Below are 17,220 nucleotides of genomic sequence, written 5' to 3'. Positions count from 1 at the left end.
TTATGGGAATTTAGGGAATTGATCGAAATCTGGTGTCCGTTTTTCTTTAAATGCATCTCGGCCTTCTTGTGCTTCAGCCATTGTATAGTAAAGAAGTGTCGCATCACCAGCTAATTGTTGCACACCAGCCAAGCCATCTGTATCGGCATTTAAAGAGGCTTTAATCATCCGTAAAGCAATCGGGCTTTTGGTTAACATTTCTTCTGCCCACTCCATTGTCACATCTTCTACTTGATCCAATGGAACAACTGTATTAATCCAGCCCATATCTAAAGCTTCTTGAGCAGAATATTGTTTACACATAAACCAAACTTCTTTCGCTTTTTTATGGCCGATAACGCGCGCCAAGTAACCTGAGCCGTATCCACCATCAAAGCTACCGACATTTGGTCCTGTTTGCCCAAACTTAGCATTTTCAGCCGCAATTGTTAAATCACAAACTAATTGTAAAACATTGCCGCCACCAATGGACCAGCCTTTCACCATTGCGATGACTGGTTTGGGAATGACACGGATTAACCGTTGTAAATCTAACACATTTAAACGTGGAATGTTGTCTTCGCCAACGTAACCACCATTACCTCGAACTTTTTGATCGCCACCAGAACAGAATGCTTGGTCACCTGCGCCTGTTAAAATAATAACCCCGACATCTTCTTTATCACGACTAATGTTGAATGCATCAATCATTTCCATGACTGTTTTTGGTGTGAATGCGTTGTGAACATGCGGGCGGTTGATAGTAATTTTTGCTACTTTGCCTGCTTGCTCAAATAAAATTTCATCATATTCTTTAATTGTTGTCCAGTTTCTCATTAGGAAACCTCCTTCATTAATCTCATCTTTTCTATTATACACAAGAATCGGCACTTTAGAGAAAAAGTCGCTTGAATTTTAAGAAAAAACATGGCTATTTCAAATTTTCTTCATTCCTGTATAATAAATAAAAAACCTTTTATTCTCTCTTTTATTAGAAAGGACTGATTACTATTCATCTTTTAGAGTATTTAGGCATCACGATTCAACAGGTTTCTGCTGAGAAATGTCAGCTTACTTTAGCGGTAAAAGACGTGCATAAACAACCCTATGGCCTTGTCCACGGGGGCTTAAACGGCGTCTTAATTGAAACTGCCTGTAGTTTAGGTGCGAACGAAAACGTTCCTGAAAACACTTTTGCTGTCGGCATAGACTTACAAGTAAATCATCTTCGCAGTGTCCATGATGGTAGCCTTACCGTGATTGCGACACCCGATCACTCGGGAAAGACCCTTCAAGTTTGGGAAGCAAAAATATATAACGCAGACCACCAATTGACGAGCGTGGGGCGTTGTACCTTAACAAATCGACAAAAAAAACAGTAATCTTTACAGGTTACTGTTTTTTTGTTTATGGTTTTTAATAAGTAATTAGATTACTTCGTTTATTTAATTTTAGTACCAACCATTTGCTAACCAGAATGATTTAGCTGCATCCCATGAACCATAGCGACCTGCTACGTACTGATCTGCCACGCGTTCTTGGTTGGCAGGTGAATAGTCACCATTTAAATAAGAGGCAGATAATTGGTAACGACCGATATACTGACCGTTTGTTGCATCGTAAGAACCACTAGATTCACGTTGTGCGATCCACTCTTTTGCATCACTGCTTGCGGCAGGTGCTGCTGGTTGCGCTACTTCTTGAGCAACAGGTTGTTGTACTTCTTGTTGTACTGGTTGTGCAACAGGTTGTTCAACTACTTGTTGAACTGGTGCAACTTCTACAGCTGGTGCTGGAGTATTAGCAACTTCTTTTTCTGAACGAATAACTAATTGTTCTCCTTCAAAAATTAAATCAAGGTTTGGCAATTTGTTATCAGAAGCAATTTTTTGAATTAAGCTATTGTCTCCTGCAAATTGATGAGAAATTGTTGATAAAGTATCTCCTGCTTTAACTGTATATAAGCTTTCTGCGTTTGCGTCTGTTCCTAAGAATAATCCTAAACCTGCGGCCAAAGTTGTTCCAAGTAAAATCGTTTTGATTGATTTCATGTATGTTTCTCCTTTGTAATTAAAAATATTTGATTGTTGCTCTTAGCACTCGGCAACAACCACGTCTGCTTCGCTTTATCGAAACGACTTCACATACTTTATCATCGAATGGCCGGCCGTAGGTGAATATCTCGTGACAATTTATTACTAGAATGTCGGTTTTGTTACATTTTGTAATAAAAAGCTGCCGGAAGCTTGATATTATCCTGTTTATATTTTGCGAAAAAAAGTTAAAAAAACAGAATTTTATTTTTGAGAAACCGTTTTCTAACCCTTGATTAGCCATTAAATGTCGGTTTTTTTACATTCGTTTCAGTCAAAAAGTAACAAAATGTTAAAGATACTAGACATGAGAATGTTTTTTTTAAAAACTCACGCCTAAAAAGAACAGGTGTTTTCTTTGAATTTTTTTATCATTCACTATATTTATTTTTCCTTCTATTATATAGATAAATTTTTTGTCGTATTCATTTTTCGATTCTGAAAAAACACTAAGCACTTCCTATTGAAACAAAAAGAGTTAAACAAAAAAATCTTATATTTTGCTTGTTATTTATTCATTTTAATCTTATTCAAAAAAGGAACAGCTAAAGCAACTATGAAAACAAAGTATTGAAAATAAAGCAGAATAAATATTCATTTTTATCATAATTCACGAATAAAAAACAAACAATCAATCGAACGCTTGTTATTTAAAAACGTAATCAGTTTTTTCTCTTTCTATTTTCCAATCTATGAGTAATAAAATATATGAATCTACATTTAAGTCATTTTATTATCAAATATTCTGAATATTATAAGAATTGGAGTTTTATCTATGAGTGACAAAGAACAACTTGAGAAATTAGACAAATCCTTTCTGGGACAACCGAAAGGACTAGCAACACTGTTCTTCACAGAAATGTGGGAACGTTTCAGTTACTACGGCATGCGTGCTATTCTAATGTATTACATTTACGATACCGTAGCCAATGGCGGTTTAGGTCTCCCCAAAGCAACTGCCTTAGCCATCATGTCCATTTATGGATCAATGGTTTTCATGTCCAGTATCATTGGCGGTTGGGTCTCTGACCGTGTCTTAGGTTCAAGGAAAACTGTTTTTATTGGTGGTTTGTTAATCATTGCTGGACATATTGTTCTCGCTACCCCATTTGGTGTCCCCGCCTTATTCGTTTCTATTATGTTGATTGTATTTGGGACTGGGATGTTAAAACCAAACGTTTCAGGGATGGTTGGCCATCTTTATTCAAAAACTGACTTACGTAGAGATGCAGGCTTCTCCATTTTTTACATGGGGATTAATATCGGAGCCTTAATCGCTCCCCTTGTTGTCGGAACTTTAGGACAAGAATATAATTATCATTTAGGCTTTTCAGTTGCCGCAGTAGGGATGTTCTTCGGGCTACTACAATATTATTTCCAAGGACGTAAATCTCTTGCTGGGATTGGTCAGGCCCCAACTAATCCAATGTCTAAAGAAGAGCAAAAGAAATTTGCTAAAGCATTTATGTTGGCAATTGTCGTTGCTTTACTTATTTTTGGTGGCGCCTATGTCACAGGACATTTAACAATTGATTTCTTTATTAATACCATCAGCGTGTTAGGAATCCTGTTACCTGTTTATTATTTCAGCAAAATGTTAACTTCTAAAGATGTCACTGCTGAAGAAAAACCAAAAGTTCTGGCTTACTTGCCATTATTCTTAGCAGCAATTGTTTTCTGGTCATTGGAAGAACAAGGTTCGTCTATTCTTGCTCTATTTGCAAATGAACGGACGCAAACGAGTTTGTTTGGCTTCCCGATTGCCGCTAGCTGGTTCCAATCATTAAATCCTGTATTCGTAGTTATTTTGACCCCTATTTTTGTTACATTATGGACAAAACTAGGTAAACGTCAACCATCAACAGTTGTGAAGTTTTCACTAGGGCTAGTCTTTGCTGGTCTTTCCTTCGTCTTATTAATGTTGCCAGGTCTACTTTATGGTACCGAAGGACGGGTGAGTCCACTTTGGTTATTCTTTAGTTTCTTCATTATGATTGTCGGAGAAATGTGTTTATCTCCCGTTGGCTTATCGATTACTACAAAATTAGCACCGAAAGCTTTCGAAGCTCAAACCGTTGCTATTTGGTTATTAGCAGATGCCGCTTCACAAGCCATTAACGCTCAAATTGCTCGTTTCTATACACCTGGAACAGAGTCAGCATATTTTGGGATTGTCGGACTTGTAGCTGTCGTTGCTGGGATTCTCTTATTCATTGTGAAAAAACCAATCCAAAACTTAATGGGTGACGTCCGTTAAACCGTCAAAAAAGTTGCCTTTCTCTTTTTTGAAAGGCAACTTTTTTATACAGCGTTTTGATAACGTTTTCATCAAGTGGTATACTAAATAGAAGGAGGACAAGGACATGCGTTACTTAATTGGCGGTATTTTTTTATTGATTAGTATCTGGCAATTCATTGTTACTGGACAGACATTTTCCTACTTAAAGAAAGAGGGCGGCAAAAGAACCTCACCATTTATTCTGTTAGGACTATGGAGTAGCTTAGTGTTTGCTATTATTTCATTTGCTGTGGCGATTGCTTCTTTCTTTTATGTGAGTTTTTAGTAGAAGGCTAGCCATAAGTAAAAGGAGCGATTGCTAGTCTCGCTCCTTTTACTTATTTTTTATGGTTGTTTTCCAATATAAGCTAAAATTCCACCATCGACATATAAGATATGTCCGTTAACAAAGTCAGAAGCGTTAGATGCTAAGAAAACTGCTGGGCCAGCTAAGTCTGCTGGTGTACCCCAACGATTAGCAGGTGTTCGTCCCAAGATGAATTCGTTAAATGGATGCCCTGGTTCTCTTAATGGCGCCGTCTGTGGCGTTTCAATGTAGCCAGGTCCAATCCCATTACATTGAATATTATATTGTCCATATTCAGAAGCAATATTTTTCGTTAACATTTTTAGTCCGCCTTTTGCTGCCGCGTACGCACTAACTGTTTCACGACCTAGTTCACTCATCATTGAACAGATATTGATAATTTTGCCATGACCCTTTTCAATCATATCTGGAATAACCGCTTTTGCCATAATAAATGGCGCATTCAAGTCAACATCAATCACTTGACGGAACTCTTCTGCTGACATATCCACCATTGGAATTCGTTTAATAATTCCCGCATTATTGACTAAAATATCAATAGAGCCGACTTCTTCTTTAATCTGAGCGACCATCGCTTGAACTTGCTCTTCATCAGTGACATCACACACATAACCACGTGCTTCAATCCCTGCGGCCCGATAATTTTCCAAGCCTTGTTCAACTGATTCAGGAGATAAGTTATTAAAAACAATTGTTGCTCCTGCTTCAGCTAGGGATTTCGCAATCTCAAAGCCAATCCCATAAACAGCACCTGTAATTAACGCTACTTTTCCATCTAATTGAAAATCATTCATTTTAAATTCCATGTTTTCTCCTCTTTCTTTAGTTTATTTTAATTGATCCATTGCAACCATATCCATGTCTGTGTACGTAATATTTTCTCCGCACATGGCCCAAATAAAGGAATAATTACTTGTACCAACCCCAGAATGAATTGACCAGCTTGGTGAAATGGCTGCTTGTTCATTACTCATTACTAAATGTTTCGTTTCGTCTGGTTTACCCATCATGTGGAAAATCCGCGTATCTTCTTCCATATCAAAATAAACATACGCTTCCATACGACGTTCATGTGTATGACAAGGCATTGTATTCCAAGCGCTACCTGGTTCTAAAATGGTGTAGCCCATTTGTAACTGGCAACTTTCACAAACGTTCGGATGAATGTATTGGTAAATTTTACGTTGGTTCAATGTTAATGGATCACCCGTTTCCATTGGGGTAATTTCATCAATACTAATTTTTACGTTGGGATATTTATGATGTGCTGGCACACAACTAATGTAAAATTTCGCTGGATTATCAGGGTTTTCTGAAGAAAAACGAACATGTTTTGTTTCTTTCCCAATATAATAGCCATCTTGTTTTTTCATTGTTTCTTTGGCGCCATCAATTTCAATAAAGCCTGGTCCCCCAATATTAATAACTCCTAGTTCACGACGTTCTAAGAAATAATCAACTCCTAATTCCTTGTCTAAAATAATTTCTAATTCTTCTGTGGTCGGTGTCACACCACCAAAAATCATCCGATCATTATGTGTGTAGGTTAAGCTGATTGCACCTGGAATAAAAACTTTCTCTACTAAAAATTCATCTCTCAATTGTTCTGTTGAATAGTGACGGATATCCGCCGGACTATGTGTATAACGTGTTTCCATATTTTGCATAACTAAAATCTCCTATCTATTTATTTTTCCTGAGCCCGTTGCCAAAAAAGCAAGGACTTCTTTTTGACTAAATTGATTACAATCACCATGGACAGTATGTTTTAACGCACTAGCCGCTGTCGCAAAATCAATGCAGGTTTGTGGATCATAGGCAGCTAATATGCCATGTAAAACCCCACCAGCAAACGCATCACCGGCACCGACACGGTCAACAATCGGTTGTAATCGATGACATTTGGACGTATAATACGCACCTTTGTACCATAGCGTTCCGATTAATTCATTATCTGTCGCTGAATGAACTTGACGTTTGGTTGAATAAAATACTTGAATGTTGGGATAACGTTCTTGCATTTTTCGGTAGTACCACGTTAATGCGTCTTCAAGTTCTTCCTCTGGTTCTGGAATCTCCAATAAATAACGAGCATCTAATACCCCAGCTGAACAAATATCAACAAATGGAAGAATGGCCTTCAATGCCACGCTCGCTTCTTTCTGGGACCAAAGTTTCCCTCGATAATTAATGTCAAAACTTACTTGGCACCCTGCTTGCTTCGCTGCTTTAACTAGCGCAACCGTCATACTTTGCCAATTTTTTGATAACGCCGCTGTAATCCCTGAAATATGAAAGATCTCTACTCCTGAAAACAGCTCATGTAAGTCCCATTCCATTTCTTCGATTTGAGCAAAGCTTGAATAGGCGCGATCATAGACAACACTGGCTGCTCGTTCTCCTGTACCAGTTTCCAAATAATACGTTCCTAGACGTGTTCCGCCAGTTCGTACAAATTCCGTTGAAACCCCATAACGACTTAAATGCTTTTTGGCGGCTTCTCCTAATGAATTATCGGGCACTTTACTAGCAAAAGTCACTTGGTGGCCATAGTTCGCTAACGAAATCGCTACATTCGCTTCACCACCGCCGTAATGTACAGCGAAATTTTCTGTTTGTGCTACGCGTATTCCGACAGGCGTGGACAAACGCAACATGATTTCTCCCAATGTTACGACTTTCCCCATGTGCCTACACCCCTTTGATTGCTTGGAATTTTTCCATATAGGCTTGGGCAACCTCACGAACTTTTTCAAAATCCCCAGTTGCTGCTGGCGCTAACAGATTGCCACCAACACCGACGGCCGTCACACCTGCGTCAAACCACTCGGCCATATTTTCCAAACTGACACCACCCGTTGGCATAATATTTAACTGAGGCAATGGCGCTTTAAATGCCGAAATAACACTCGGTCCATAAACACTTCCCGGAAATAGTTTAATAATATCTGCTCCGCTTTTCAGTGCTTCTTTCATTTCTGTGATGGTCATACAGCCTGGCAAGTAAGGAACTTGATATAAATTGCAAATTTTAGCGGTTTCTTCATCGAAGCTTGGACTCACAATATATTCAGCCCCTGCTACAATAGCTAAACGAGCAGTCGTAGCATCCAAAACTGTCCCCGCACCAATGACTACGTCAGGATTTTCTTTGTATAACGCAACTAATTCCTGAATCACTTCTGTTGCTTGAGGAACAGTAAAGGTTAACTCAATCCCCCGCATACCGCCTGCTACAATAGCTTGACTAGCTTTTAGCGCTTCCTCTTTTGTCTTTCCGCGAACCACAGCAATCACGCCAGCATTTTCTAATTTTTGTAAAATTGATACTCGCTTCAACAGACTCCCTCATTTCTTATTTAGAAACATATATTTATTATAAAGAAATTCACAACTTCATTATACAGATAAAAAAAGAAAATGCAAACGTTTTTACAAAAATAAAAAAAGAAAGACAAACAAAAATCCCAATCGACTTTTGTTTGTCTTTCTTTTTCTACTATAATTTCGCTTCAATCGCTGCTTTTGTTGCTAAAAGGGCTTGATTAATCGTCGTTTTATTTTCCTCTGTCAAACGATATTTCGGCATGCTTACACTAAAAGCACCCGCAATTTCGCCATCTTTCATTAAAGATACTCCGCTACAGAAAATATCTTGTTCAATTTCTTCATCATCGTAAGCAACCCCCGTTTGTTGCACTTGTTTTAATTCTTTTTTCAAACGCAAGGGATTGGTAATCGTATTTTCGGTATAGGGAATTAATGTCTGCGTGTCTAAATATTGTTGCACTTGTTCTTCCGAAAATTCTGCTAAAACGGCTTTACCCATGGCCGAATTATACAAAGGTCGAGTAATTCCCACTTTCGAGGACATGCGAATCGTTTGATTTTTCGGTTCTAATTTATTGATATACAGAATTTCATTATTATTTAAAATCCCTAAATGAATGGTTTCATCGACCGTATTTTGAAGGTTTTCTAAATAAGGTACCGCAATTTCAGCTAAATCGATTTGCTCCACACTTTGATTCGCATAGCGAATCAATTTTGTTCCTAAGCGGTACGTCTTGTTCGTGTCTTTTTGAACATAGCCAATTAATGTTAAGGTTTCTAAAATTTTGATTGCCGTTGATGCCGTCATTTCGGTATTCTTTGCAATTTCCTGTAAGGTTTGATCGGGTTGTAAACTTAGACAGTCCATGATTTTAGCCGCTTTTAACAAGACTGTTCCGTAAGGTTTTGTTTCTTTCATCGAAACCCTCCTTTTCCATATAAGAAATTATATAGAAAAATAAAGAAATTGCAAGAAAAAAAGAACTCGAAGATTCATTCAGTAACGTTTTACTTTCACTTCAGGTCTTTCTCCCAGTCCTATTTCATTCTTATTTTCTTTTCTTTAACTCATCAGAAACATCTGCATCCTTAGGAATTAAAAGATACTCACTGACTTCTGTGGTTTCATTAAATACAACATATAATTTTTGTTCTTCATCGAAATCGCCCAAATCAATCGCTACGTAATTGGGACAAACTTCTGAGATACCATGAAACATTTGACTAAAGATTTTTTTCGTCATCCCCACATTACGATGCTGCTCTTCTGCTTTTTCCACCGCACTTTGTAACGTATATCCTTCATCTAAAAAACGCTTGATCCAATGCACTTTGACGACTGTATGTAACCGATATTTCCGTGGACCGTTTGCGTCTTTCGCAATGGAAGAAATATACCCTTTTTCTTCCCAATAACGAAGTTGACGTGGCGAAACTTCAGCAATTTCACTTAGTTCACTAATTCCTATCAACAAATTTTCTTCATTTAACAAACGCTGAATCATTTTTGACCACATTAGTTTAACTTCCTTTCCCTTATCCTTTCCTTAATTGTAGTTTTTTTTACACCTTTGTCAAGTAAGTTGACAAAGATTCTAATTAGTTGTAAAGTAGTTAATGCAATTTAATTTGAAACTTACAGAAAAAGGAGCGATATATGTGACTTCACAACAACCTGTGGATATTCACGGAAAACCTTATAACCGGTCGTTACTAGTCGGCGTTTTACTAATCGGAACATTTTGTACGATTTTAAACCAAACGCTTTTAACGACGGCCTTACCTACATTAATGAAAGAATTTGATATCTCAGCTTCAAGTGTACAGTGGCTAACCACTGGATTCCTACTTGTGAACGGCATTATGATTCCCATCAGTGCTTGGTTGATTAACAAATTCAGTTCAAAAAAATTATACATAACAGCGATGTCAACGTTCTTAATCGGAACCATCATCTGTTTTGTAGCGCAAGACTTCGGCATGTTATTGACTGGACGTCTTGTTCAAGCCGCAGGGGTCGGTGTATCTATGCCTCTTTTACAAACAATTATGCTTTCAATTTTCCCGCCTGAAAAACGTGGCGCTGCCATGGGCACAACGGGAATTGTTATCGGATTAGCACCCGCTTTAGGTCCAACATTATCTGGTTGGATTATTGATTCTTATACATGGCGTGACCTTTTTGGAATGGTCATTCCAATTGTCGTTTTAGTCCTAATTTTAGCTTCATTTTTAATGAAAAATGTCATTCAATTATCTAATCCAAGTATCGATGTCTTATCGGTCATTCTTTCTACTCTCGGCTTTGGTAGCTTACTTTACGGCTTCTCAAGCGTTGGTGATAAAGGTTGGGGTAGCCCACAAGTCTATGGATTCTTAATTGTTGGTGCGATTGTTTTATGTCTTTTTACATATCGACAATTGCATTTAGAACAACCTTTCTTAGAACTACGCGTTTTTAAATCAAAAGTCTTTACTGTTGCGGCCATTTTATCTGGCGTAACCAACATGGCAATGATTGGTGCCGAAATGGTTTTACCTTTGTATATCCAAAATATTCGTGGCGAATCTGCCTTCCATTCAGGGTTAATGCTTTTACCAGGAGCGTTAGTCATGGGACTTATGATGCCAGTAACGGGTCGCATTTTTGATAAAATTGGTGCCCGTCGTCTTGCGATTACCGGGATGTTTATTTTAACAGCTGCAACGTTACCGTTTGCTTTCTTAACAAAAGCAACACCTATTATTTATATCATTGTCCTATATGCGATTCGGATGTTTGGTATTTCGATGGTCATGATGCCTGTGACAACTTCTGGCATGAATGCTTTACCAATGAATTTATTAAGTCACGGAACTGCTGTAAACAACACCTTCCGACAAGTAGCCAGCTCAATTGGAACAGCTGTTTTGATTAGTGTTTTAACAAATGTTACCAAAGACGGCTTACCTGCATCGGACTTATTAAAAACAGCCCCACTCACTTATCGCGACCAAGCAACAAACGCAACACTAAACGGTTATCACGCAGCCTTCTTCGTGGCAACAATCTTTGGCGTTCTCGGCTTGGCGATTACTTTCTTCTTAAATAAAAAAGAAGCGATGCCTGTTAAGGAAGTAGGTGCAATGAAATAATGATTATTTTCCTTTTAATCCTTTGCGTGTTAGGCTTTGCCTACACAAATGTATTTGGCCGAAAAGTTTGGCATAAATGCTGTATGGTTATTTTTGGTTTAGGGTTCTTAGCTTCGTTAAGTCTTATCGTTTTAAACGATAAAGATCATTTTGGTATGACCGAAGTTACTCAGGACAAAACGTTTGAACTAAAAAGCAGTAGTTCAAGCAAAGATGGCCCCAACATGTTATTGTACCAGCCGTTGGGCGATGGTTCCGAAAAAGTTTATTTATATAACACACCAGATAAAAAGAAACTACAAAAAACAGGAACGGAAAACGTCACAAACACGGTTCAAAAAGATGCTCAAAAAGCCACATTAGTCCAAAAAACGACGAAATGGTCCTATCAAGAGTCTTGGGCCAAAACACTATTTGGCCTTGCTGACAACGATAACCAATTTGCAAAACAAGAAAACACCTTCAACGTTGCTAGTGACTGGCTAGTTTTAAGTGCTGATCAAGCCAAAAAATTAGGCGAATATATGGAACAACATGCCGCTGATATCAAAAAAGAAGGGACTGAAACAGTTGGCAAAAAAATGATGGCTGCTATGATGGCGAATCCATCAATGTCCCAAGAAGAACAAGCGAAACTCACCGAACAATATACCAAAGAGTTTCAACAAGAATTGATTCAGAAAATTCTTAGTGACATGAAATAAAAAAGCGAGCTTGATAGGATCATCAAACAAGATGTAACTACCAAGCTCTTCTTTTTAATTATAAATCGCTTTAATCGGATCCATCCTCGAGGCACCAATTGCTGGAATAATCCCGAAAAAGATACCTGTGAAGACCGAAACCAATGTTGAAATAGCAAAGATGGACGGCGTAATAATTGGCGTAATCGAAATATACCCACCGACCACAGTTGCCAATAAGTAGCCGCAGCCGACACCGATCAAACCACCAATCAATGTGATAAACGCTGCTTCCATTAAAAATTGGAATAAAATGACTCGTGGTTTAGCACCAATGGCCCGACGAATCCCGATTTCTCGTTTCCGTTCCGTGACAGACACATACATGATGTTCATGACGCCAATTCCCCCGACTAATAGGGAGATTGCAGTAATTGCCATCAGAAACATCGTCATACCCGTGACCATTTCTTCCATTTGTTGTTGGAGTTGTTGGTCTTGGTCGTTTTCTTTAAACGTTCCTTTCACTTCAGGATGATTTTCACTTAAAATGGTGATTGCCTGTCCTAAAATTGCTTCACGGTCCGCTCCCTCACGAACTTTAATATTGATGCCGCTAATTGCTTTTGTTTTCGCTAATTTATTGTATGATTCTCGAGAAACAAAACTGCTCATAGCAGTTGCCCAATCATCGTTCATACCCAAACTATCTAAATCTTTTGGTGCTAAAATACCAATCACCTTGTACATATAACCACCAATTGAAACAGCTTTTCCAATGAGTTGGCTAGGATCATCAAGCCGAATTTGCGTTTCAAAGATATCATGATTTAAGACAATCGCATCTGTATTTGCATCGCTCGGTTGAAAATCACGACCATATAAAATATCATTCTGCCCTTTAGTCGACGTAATGGATAAATTCGCCTGCGCCCCAAAATAATCCATTGGTACAAACAAATTGTCTCCGCCCCCCATCATTGATTCACCATATTGAGGATAAATACTTTCAATTCCTTGAATGTCTTGTAATTTTTTCAAGTCCACTCGGCTAAACGTATAATCTGGCTCTTCATAGGACATAAAATTGTCACTGCTACCATCCGACATTGTATAATGAATCTTCAAAACATCCGCGTTCACTGCACTGGATGCCTTCACAACTTGACGCTTCATCCCTTCACCTAGTGCAGAAATCGTTACGACTGATGTAATCCCAATAATAATCCCGACCATCGTTAAAAATACCCGCAACTTATGTGCCTTTAAGCTTAAAAAAGTACTAACAAATAAATTAGCAATCATCTAATCACCTCTTCTTCCAAAAAGCGACCATCTTTCATATGAATCACTCGTGAGGCATATTTTTTCATATCTTCATCATGTGTCACCATGACAATTGTTTTGCCCTGTTCATTCAATTCTTTCAATAATTCCATAATTTCTGTACCCGTTTCACTATCCAATGCCCCAGTCGGTTCATCAGCCATAATCAATAATGGATCATTCACCAAGGAACGAGCAATGGCTACTCTTTGTTGCTGTCCTCCAGAAAGTTCAGTAACTTTTGATTTGGCTTTTGTTTCCAAACCGACAATTTTTAGGTATTTTTCAGCAATCGCTTTTTTCTCAGCGCGGCTTTTTTTCCCTTCATAAACACAGGGCAATTGAACATTTTGACTAACATTTAAGGAATTAATCAAGAAAAATTGTTGAAAAATAAATCCTAGATATTCATTGCGAAAGGCTGATTTTTTATTTTCAGACAATTTTGAAACATCTGTTCCTGAAAAATGATAGCTTCCGTCTGTTAAGCGATCCAAGAAACCAATAATGTTCATCAGCGTTGTCTTACCGCTACCGGACTTCCCCATGATTAAAATGAACTCTCCTTGATGGATGGTCAAGTTCAATTCTTTTAAAACATGTAGTTTTTCCTTACCTACTGGATAGAACTTGTTAATGTCCCGCAATTCAATGAGGGGTTGATTTGTATTGTTTGCTTCCACCATCAAGCCCTCCTATTTCGACGCATCTGTCATTGATTCGTTGGTTGCTGATTCATCAGAAGCAATCGCTGCATCTGATTCAACAATATCACCGACTTTTACTGGTTTTTTTGAAGAAATAACCACTCGGTCGGCTGATTCTAAGCCAGATTCAATCGCCATTTTGTCGCCATTTTCTTGCCCGACTTGGACATCACGACGAATGATGGTTCCAAAATCATTCACTAAAACGTAGGCCTGTTCACCCTCTTTTTGAATCGCTTTTTTCGGTAACTCAATCGCCCCTAAATCGCCTAAATCAATGGTTGCTTGCATATGGTAACCATTTTTGACTTTGTCTAAATTGGCCAACGCAATTTTGACGCTATAACTAGACATCGTTGTGCCGCCCTCTGGATTGCCACTCGCGGCATCGCTGTTGCCTTCAGGAGGATTATCATCGATGTAAGAAATTGAGCCATCCACAACCACATTATTGGAAACAGAAGTTAGTTTAGCTTTTTGCCCAACACTAATTTTAGTCAAGTCCTTTTCATTCACTTTTCCAGCTAAATAAAGATCTTCTGAAGTTAACCGTAAAATCGGTGAATTGGCATCTTTTACTTCTGGAATTGATACGCGACCTTTGAAATTAGCCTTTGTGGAAATATATTGCTTCGCTCCTAAATCCGCTAAGGTTTCATTGGTAAAGGTAATCTCTTCATCTACCGCATCGACTTCTGTTTGATATTGTTCATTTAAATCATCACCAGACATCGTGCGGTCTTCTTCTTTAGTTTTATTAAATTTATCAATGGCCCGATTCCACTTATTATAGATATTCGCCCGCTTCGTTTCTAATTTGGCTAAGCTATTTTGTTGTGCCTCAATTTCTTTTGTGACCGCCTCATCTTCATAAGTAAATAATTCTGTGCCTGCATCTACGACATCGCCGTTTTTCACCTTAATCTCTGGATCCTTTGTTATTTTTTGATCGCGCGCAAAGGCTTCCATTTGTTCTGGTTGGATGACACCGTTAATATAAATTTGTTGCAAGTCAGGAACATCAAAATAGTCAATTCCCCAGTCATCTTTAGGCGCTTGCTTGACAGCTACTTGTTGTGCATTTTTATTTAACGCATTCACAGTTACGATGCCCCCAACCGCAATTACCGCAACTGCCCCCAATATAATTATCGTTTTCTTCTTCATTTTCTTCGTTTCATCTCCTCATTCTGTCTATTTTCCCCAACAAACTAAATTGCTCGGTCGTTCACTTATAACTATTTAACCATGCTTGAATTCAAGAAACAAGGGCATTTCTCTAGGCCTTTAGTCTGATTTATTTCATTTTTGTTCATTTTTTTATTTATTTCACGACAATAAATAACCATTGTTGGGTCTTTGTGTTTCAACAATCTAAAAAGGTTTTTTTTATGTTATTTATAACTAAACTATGCGCAATCGAGATTTTTTGCTTCTTTTTTTATTTAAGGTACACTAGAAGAAACAATTGAAAGTGAGGGCTTGCCATGAAAGTCATTATTTTTGGCGGTAGCGGTTTTTTAGGTCAACAAATCGCGAAAATTTTAGTCCAACGCCAACATCAAGTCATCAGTGTTTCACGTCATGGAAAGCCTGCCACGCTCTCCGCATCTTGGAGCCACCAAGTGCAGTGGGTATGCTCCGATGTTACTCGTGACACGAATTGGCAAGAACAAGTCCAGCGTGCTGACTGGGTCATTGATACAGTAGGTATTTTATTTGAAAATCCACGAAAAAAGAAAACCTATCAACGGCTAATTCTGACGCCAGTGAAAAAAATCAGCTCTTTTTTAGCACAACAAAAAAAGCCAGCTAAGTTTTTATTTATTTCAGCCAATACTGTTCCTTTCCCTTTGAGAAAATATATGGATGCCAAATTGGCAGCGGAGGAACTAATCCACCAAGAAGTCGCCGAAGCAGTAATTTTTTATCCTAGTTTACTTGTAGGTCAAGAACGTACCGGCACCATACTTTTTAGTAAATGTATTTATTTTTTTAAGAAAATCCCCTTTTTAAAGAACTTATTTATTGGCTATGATCCTGTGCCTGTGGCAGAAATGGCACAAGAAATTGTTCACGTTTTAGAAGGCGGCAATTCTATTTACACACACAGAAGGACCCTTTAACAAGTTATCTCCCAATCGTCTCTGTCTAGAGGCGGTTTTTTTGTGTTACAATACAACTGTTCGAAGGAGAGAAGAAGCATGAAAAAAATTGCCATTATTGGCGGCGGCATTATCGGAATGACGTTAGCTAATTATTTAGATCCACAAAAATTTGACATTACCGTTTATGATGAAGGGCTCGGCCAAGCGACTAAAGCGAGCGCTGGGATTATTTCCCCTTGGCTATCCAAACGTCGGAATAAGAAATGGTACCAATTAGCGCGAGAGGGCGCTGCCCTATTTCCAAAGCTAGTCAAAGATTTTCAGCTGACGGAGGATATTTATCGTCAATCAGGGACTGTCATTTTGCGCCCGGCAGCCGCTTTGGCAGACTTAGCCCATTTGGCAGAAGAGCGTAAGCAAACTGCACCTGAAATTGGAGAAATCACGATGTTGTCAGCGGTTCAAACAGCGAAGTTCTTACCGCTACTTAAGGAAACTCCCTCACTTTTTATTTCTGGCGGCGGTCGCCTAGATGGACCAGCTTATTTAAACCATCTTCAGAAACGCGCCGAAGCCAAAGGGGTCACTTTTTGCTCACAACGGGCGCACTTTCGACAACTGAATCAAGGGTGGGAAATTGTCACAAATTCAGAAAAAAAGAGCGTTGATTTTCTCGCTTTAACACCTGGTCCTCATTTAAAGGAATTACTCGCTACTTTAAATTTATCTGTGGACATTCGTCCCCAAAAAGGACAATTATTAGTTTTCGAGACCCCTTTTACAAACAGTCAGCAATGGCCTGTTGCTATGTTAGATGGCGAAGCCGATTTAATTCCTTTTAATCAAGGAAAAATTTTATTAGGTGCCACCCACGAAAATGAACAAGCCTGGGATTTAGAAGAGACTGTTAGCGCTTTTCAACAACTAACTTCTGGGACTGCGCCATTTCTAAAAGAAGCAGATCAGCTTTTTAAGCAACCCATGCATTACCGTGTCGGTACACGTGCTTATACATCTGATTTCGCTCCGTTTTTTGGTCCTTTGCCAGAGCTGCCCCACCTTGTGGTTGCTAGCGGACTTGGTTCATCAGGACTCACTACTGGCCCATTCATTGGTTACCAATTAGCTGAATACTTCAATACAGGTGCCTTCAAAGGAGAGCTTTATCAAAAACCACTTAGTCAATATGTTAAAAACAACCCCTCACTTTAATCAGCGAGCGGTTGTTTTTCCCTTTTAATTAAGAAATG

The 17,220-nt window shown here is 38.6% G+C and carries 18 protein-coding genes; 7 read left to right on the top strand and 11 right to left on the bottom strand.

Going from position 1 to position 17,220, the window contains the following annotated elements; translation table 11 throughout:
* The gene (menB, locus tag IGK54_RS01655) at window positions 1–870 is read right to left on the bottom strand and encodes a 1,4-dihydroxy-2-naphthoyl-CoA synthase (RefSeq protein ID WP_002391106.1); all 870 of its coding nucleotides are present in this window, start codon (window positions 868–870) and stop codon (window positions 1–3) included.
* A gap of 110 nt (window positions 871–980) precedes the next feature.
* On the opposite strand from menB, the gene IGK54_RS01650 reads away from it, so the two are divergent.
* Window positions 981–1,361, top strand: a complete 381-nt coding sequence (locus IGK54_RS01650; RefSeq protein ID WP_156190052.1) for a PaaI family thioesterase — start codon at window positions 981–983, stop codon at window positions 1,359–1,361.
* 69 nt (window positions 1,362–1,430) lie between these two features.
* Here the strand turns inward: IGK54_RS01650 and IGK54_RS01645 are convergent, their stop codons facing one another.
* A complete protein-coding gene (locus tag IGK54_RS01645) occupies window positions 1,431–2,030 on the bottom strand; it encodes a LysM peptidoglycan-binding domain-containing protein (RefSeq protein WP_002355317.1) in 600 nt (199 codons plus the stop codon).
* Between the two features lie 817 nt (window positions 2,031–2,847).
* On the opposite strand from IGK54_RS01645, the gene IGK54_RS01640 reads away from it, so the two are divergent.
* Together IGK54_RS01640 and IGK54_RS01635 are read left to right on the top strand one after the other, a co-directional pair.
* The gene (locus tag IGK54_RS01640; RefSeq protein WP_002355315.1) at window positions 2,848–4,329 is read left to right on the top strand and encodes a peptide MFS transporter; all 1,482 of its coding nucleotides are present in this window, start codon (window positions 2,848–2,850) and stop codon (window positions 4,327–4,329) included.
* Window positions 4,330–4,435: 106 nt separating this feature from the next.
* A complete protein-coding gene (locus tag IGK54_RS01635) occupies window positions 4,436–4,636 on the top strand; it encodes a hypothetical protein (protein ID WP_016632883.1) in 201 nt (66 codons plus the stop codon).
* Window positions 4,637–4,695: 59 nt separating this feature from the next.
* Here the strand turns inward: IGK54_RS01635 and IGK54_RS01630 are convergent, their stop codons facing one another.
* The 6 genes from IGK54_RS01630 to IGK54_RS01605 all read right to left on the bottom strand — a co-directional run bounded on the left by IGK54_RS01630 (window position 4,696) and on the right by IGK54_RS01605 (window position 9,528).
* Complete coding sequence (locus IGK54_RS01630) at window positions 4,696–5,484, bottom strand: gluconate 5-dehydrogenase (protein ID WP_002362994.1); 789 nt, start codon at window positions 5,482–5,484, stop codon at window positions 4,696–4,698.
* Between the two features lie 21 nt (window positions 5,485–5,505).
* The gene (kduI, locus tag IGK54_RS01625) at window positions 5,506–6,345 is read right to left on the bottom strand and encodes a 5-dehydro-4-deoxy-D-glucuronate isomerase (RefSeq protein ID WP_002355301.1); all 840 of its coding nucleotides are present in this window, start codon (window positions 6,343–6,345) and stop codon (window positions 5,506–5,508) included.
* Between the two features lie 12 nt (window positions 6,346–6,357).
* Window positions 6,358–7,365 carry a sugar kinase gene (locus IGK54_RS01620; protein ID WP_002385349.1) on the bottom strand — a complete coding sequence of 336 codons (1,008 nt, stop codon included), beginning with the start codon at window positions 7,363–7,365 and terminating at the stop codon, window positions 6,358–6,360.
* Between the two features lie 4 nt (window positions 7,366–7,369).
* A complete protein-coding gene (locus tag IGK54_RS01615) occupies window positions 7,370–8,017 on the bottom strand; it encodes a bifunctional 4-hydroxy-2-oxoglutarate aldolase/2-dehydro-3-deoxy-phosphogluconate aldolase (protein WP_002386085.1) in 648 nt (215 codons plus the stop codon).
* Window positions 8,018–8,177: 160 nt separating this feature from the next.
* Window positions 8,178–8,930, bottom strand: a complete 753-nt coding sequence (locus IGK54_RS01610) for an IclR family transcriptional regulator (protein ID WP_002355294.1) — start codon at window positions 8,928–8,930, stop codon at window positions 8,178–8,180.
* 130 nt (window positions 8,931–9,060) lie between these two features.
* Complete coding sequence (locus tag IGK54_RS01605; protein ID WP_002383688.1) at window positions 9,061–9,528, bottom strand: MerR family transcriptional regulator; 468 nt, start codon at window positions 9,526–9,528, stop codon at window positions 9,061–9,063.
* A gap of 100 nt (window positions 9,529–9,628) precedes the next feature.
* Between IGK54_RS01605 and IGK54_RS01600 the strand changes: the two genes are divergently transcribed.
* Both IGK54_RS01600 and IGK54_RS01595 read left to right on the top strand, forming a co-directional pair.
* Window positions 9,629–11,146, top strand: coding sequence for an MDR family MFS transporter (locus IGK54_RS01600; RefSeq protein WP_002385351.1), 1,518 nt, complete (start codon window positions 9,629–9,631; stop codon window positions 11,144–11,146).
* A complete protein-coding gene (locus IGK54_RS01595; RefSeq protein WP_002364955.1) occupies window positions 11,146–11,850 on the top strand; it encodes a DUF4811 domain-containing protein in 705 nt (234 codons plus the stop codon). Before IGK54_RS01600 ends, IGK54_RS01595 begins: the two co-directional genes overlap by 1 nt.
* A gap of 54 nt (window positions 11,851–11,904) precedes the next feature.
* On the opposite strand, the gene IGK54_RS01590 is transcribed toward IGK54_RS01595, so the two are convergent.
* From IGK54_RS01590 to IGK54_RS01580, 3 genes are read right to left on the bottom strand one after another with little or no spacing between them, the layout of a single operon-like run.
* Window positions 11,905–13,134, bottom strand: coding sequence for an ABC transporter permease (locus tag IGK54_RS01590; RefSeq protein ID WP_002389717.1), 1,230 nt, complete (start codon window positions 13,132–13,134; stop codon window positions 11,905–11,907).
* Window positions 13,131–13,841 (bottom strand): ABC transporter ATP-binding protein, encoded by a 711-nt coding sequence (locus IGK54_RS01585; RefSeq protein ID WP_002383683.1) that lies wholly within the window; start codon window positions 13,839–13,841, stop codon window positions 13,131–13,133. Before IGK54_RS01585 ends, IGK54_RS01590 begins: the two co-directional genes overlap by 4 nt.
* Window positions 13,842–13,850: 9 nt before the next feature.
* The gene (locus tag IGK54_RS01580; RefSeq protein WP_002355284.1) at window positions 13,851–15,029 is read right to left on the bottom strand and encodes an efflux RND transporter periplasmic adaptor subunit; all 1,179 of its coding nucleotides are present in this window, start codon (window positions 15,027–15,029) and stop codon (window positions 13,851–13,853) included.
* A gap of 320 nt (window positions 15,030–15,349) precedes the next feature.
* On the opposite strand from IGK54_RS01580, the gene IGK54_RS01575 reads away from it, so the two are divergent.
* Window positions 15,350–15,988 (top strand): NAD(P)H-binding protein, encoded by a 639-nt coding sequence (locus IGK54_RS01575; protein ID WP_002385354.1) that lies wholly within the window; start codon window positions 15,350–15,352, stop codon window positions 15,986–15,988.
* Between the two features lie 78 nt (window positions 15,989–16,066).
* Window positions 16,067–17,182 (top strand): NAD(P)/FAD-dependent oxidoreductase, encoded by a 1,116-nt coding sequence (locus IGK54_RS01570; protein ID WP_113848677.1) that lies wholly within the window; start codon window positions 16,067–16,069, stop codon window positions 17,180–17,182.
* The last annotated feature ends 38 nt before the right edge of the window (window positions 17,183–17,220 follow it).

The sequence above is a fragment of the Enterococcus sp. DIV2384 genome, assembly GCF_050534975.1.
In the GTDB taxonomy this organism is placed as follows: Bacteria; Bacillota; Bacilli; order Lactobacillales; family Enterococcaceae; genus Enterococcus; species Enterococcus faecalis.
Note: the sequence above shows the minus strand (reverse complement) of the source record. Positions and strands in the feature narration are given on the sequence as shown.

Bases quoted from the DNA above. Each gene is read 5' to 3' on its own strand.
- IGK54_RS01605 (WP_002383688.1), bottom strand. From the start codon at position 9,528: ATGTGGTCAAAAATGATTCAGCGTTTGTTAAATGAAGAAAATTTGTTG.
- IGK54_RS01630 (WP_002362994.1), bottom strand. From the start codon at position 5,484: ATGGAATTTAAAATGAATGATTTTCAATTAGATGGAAAAGTAGCGTTA.
- IGK54_RS01595 (WP_002364955.1), top strand. From the start codon at position 11,146: ATGATTATTTTCCTTTTAATCCTTTGCGTGTTAGGCTTTGCCTACACA.
- kduI (WP_002355301.1), bottom strand. From the start codon at position 6,345: ATGCAAAATATGGAAACACGTTATACACATAGTCCGGCGGATATCCGT.
- IGK54_RS01645 (WP_002355317.1), bottom strand. From the start codon at position 2,030: ATGAAATCAATCAAAACGATTTTACTTGGAACAACTTTGGCCGCAGGT.
- IGK54_RS01580 (WP_002355284.1), bottom strand. From the start codon at position 15,029: ATGAAGAAGAAAACGATAATTATATTGGGGGCAGTTGCGGTAATTGCG.
- IGK54_RS01610 (WP_002355294.1), bottom strand. From the start codon at position 8,930: ATGAAAGAAACAAAACCTTACGGAACAGTCTTGTTAAAAGCGGCTAAA.
- IGK54_RS01620 (WP_002385349.1), bottom strand. From the start codon at position 7,365: ATGGGGAAAGTCGTAACATTGGGAGAAATCATGTTGCGTTTGTCCACG.
- IGK54_RS01575 (WP_002385354.1), top strand. From the start codon at position 15,350: ATGAAAGTCATTATTTTTGGCGGTAGCGGTTTTTTAGGTCAACAAATC.
- IGK54_RS01585 (WP_002383683.1), bottom strand. From the start codon at position 13,841: ATGGTGGAAGCAAACAATACAAATCAACCCCTCATTGAATTGCGGGAC.
- IGK54_RS01590 (WP_002389717.1), bottom strand. From the start codon at position 13,134: ATGATTGCTAATTTATTTGTTAGTACTTTTTTAAGCTTAAAGGCACAT.
- IGK54_RS01635 (WP_016632883.1), top strand. From the start codon at position 4,436: ATGCGTTACTTAATTGGCGGTATTTTTTTATTGATTAGTATCTGGCAA.
- IGK54_RS01600 (WP_002385351.1), top strand. From the start codon at position 9,629: ATGCAATTTAATTTGAAACTTACAGAAAAAGGAGCGATATATGTGACT.
- IGK54_RS01570 (WP_113848677.1), top strand. From the start codon at position 16,067: ATGAAAAAAATTGCCATTATTGGCGGCGGCATTATCGGAATGACGTTA.
- IGK54_RS01640 (WP_002355315.1), top strand. From the start codon at position 2,848: ATGAGTGACAAAGAACAACTTGAGAAATTAGACAAATCCTTTCTGGGA.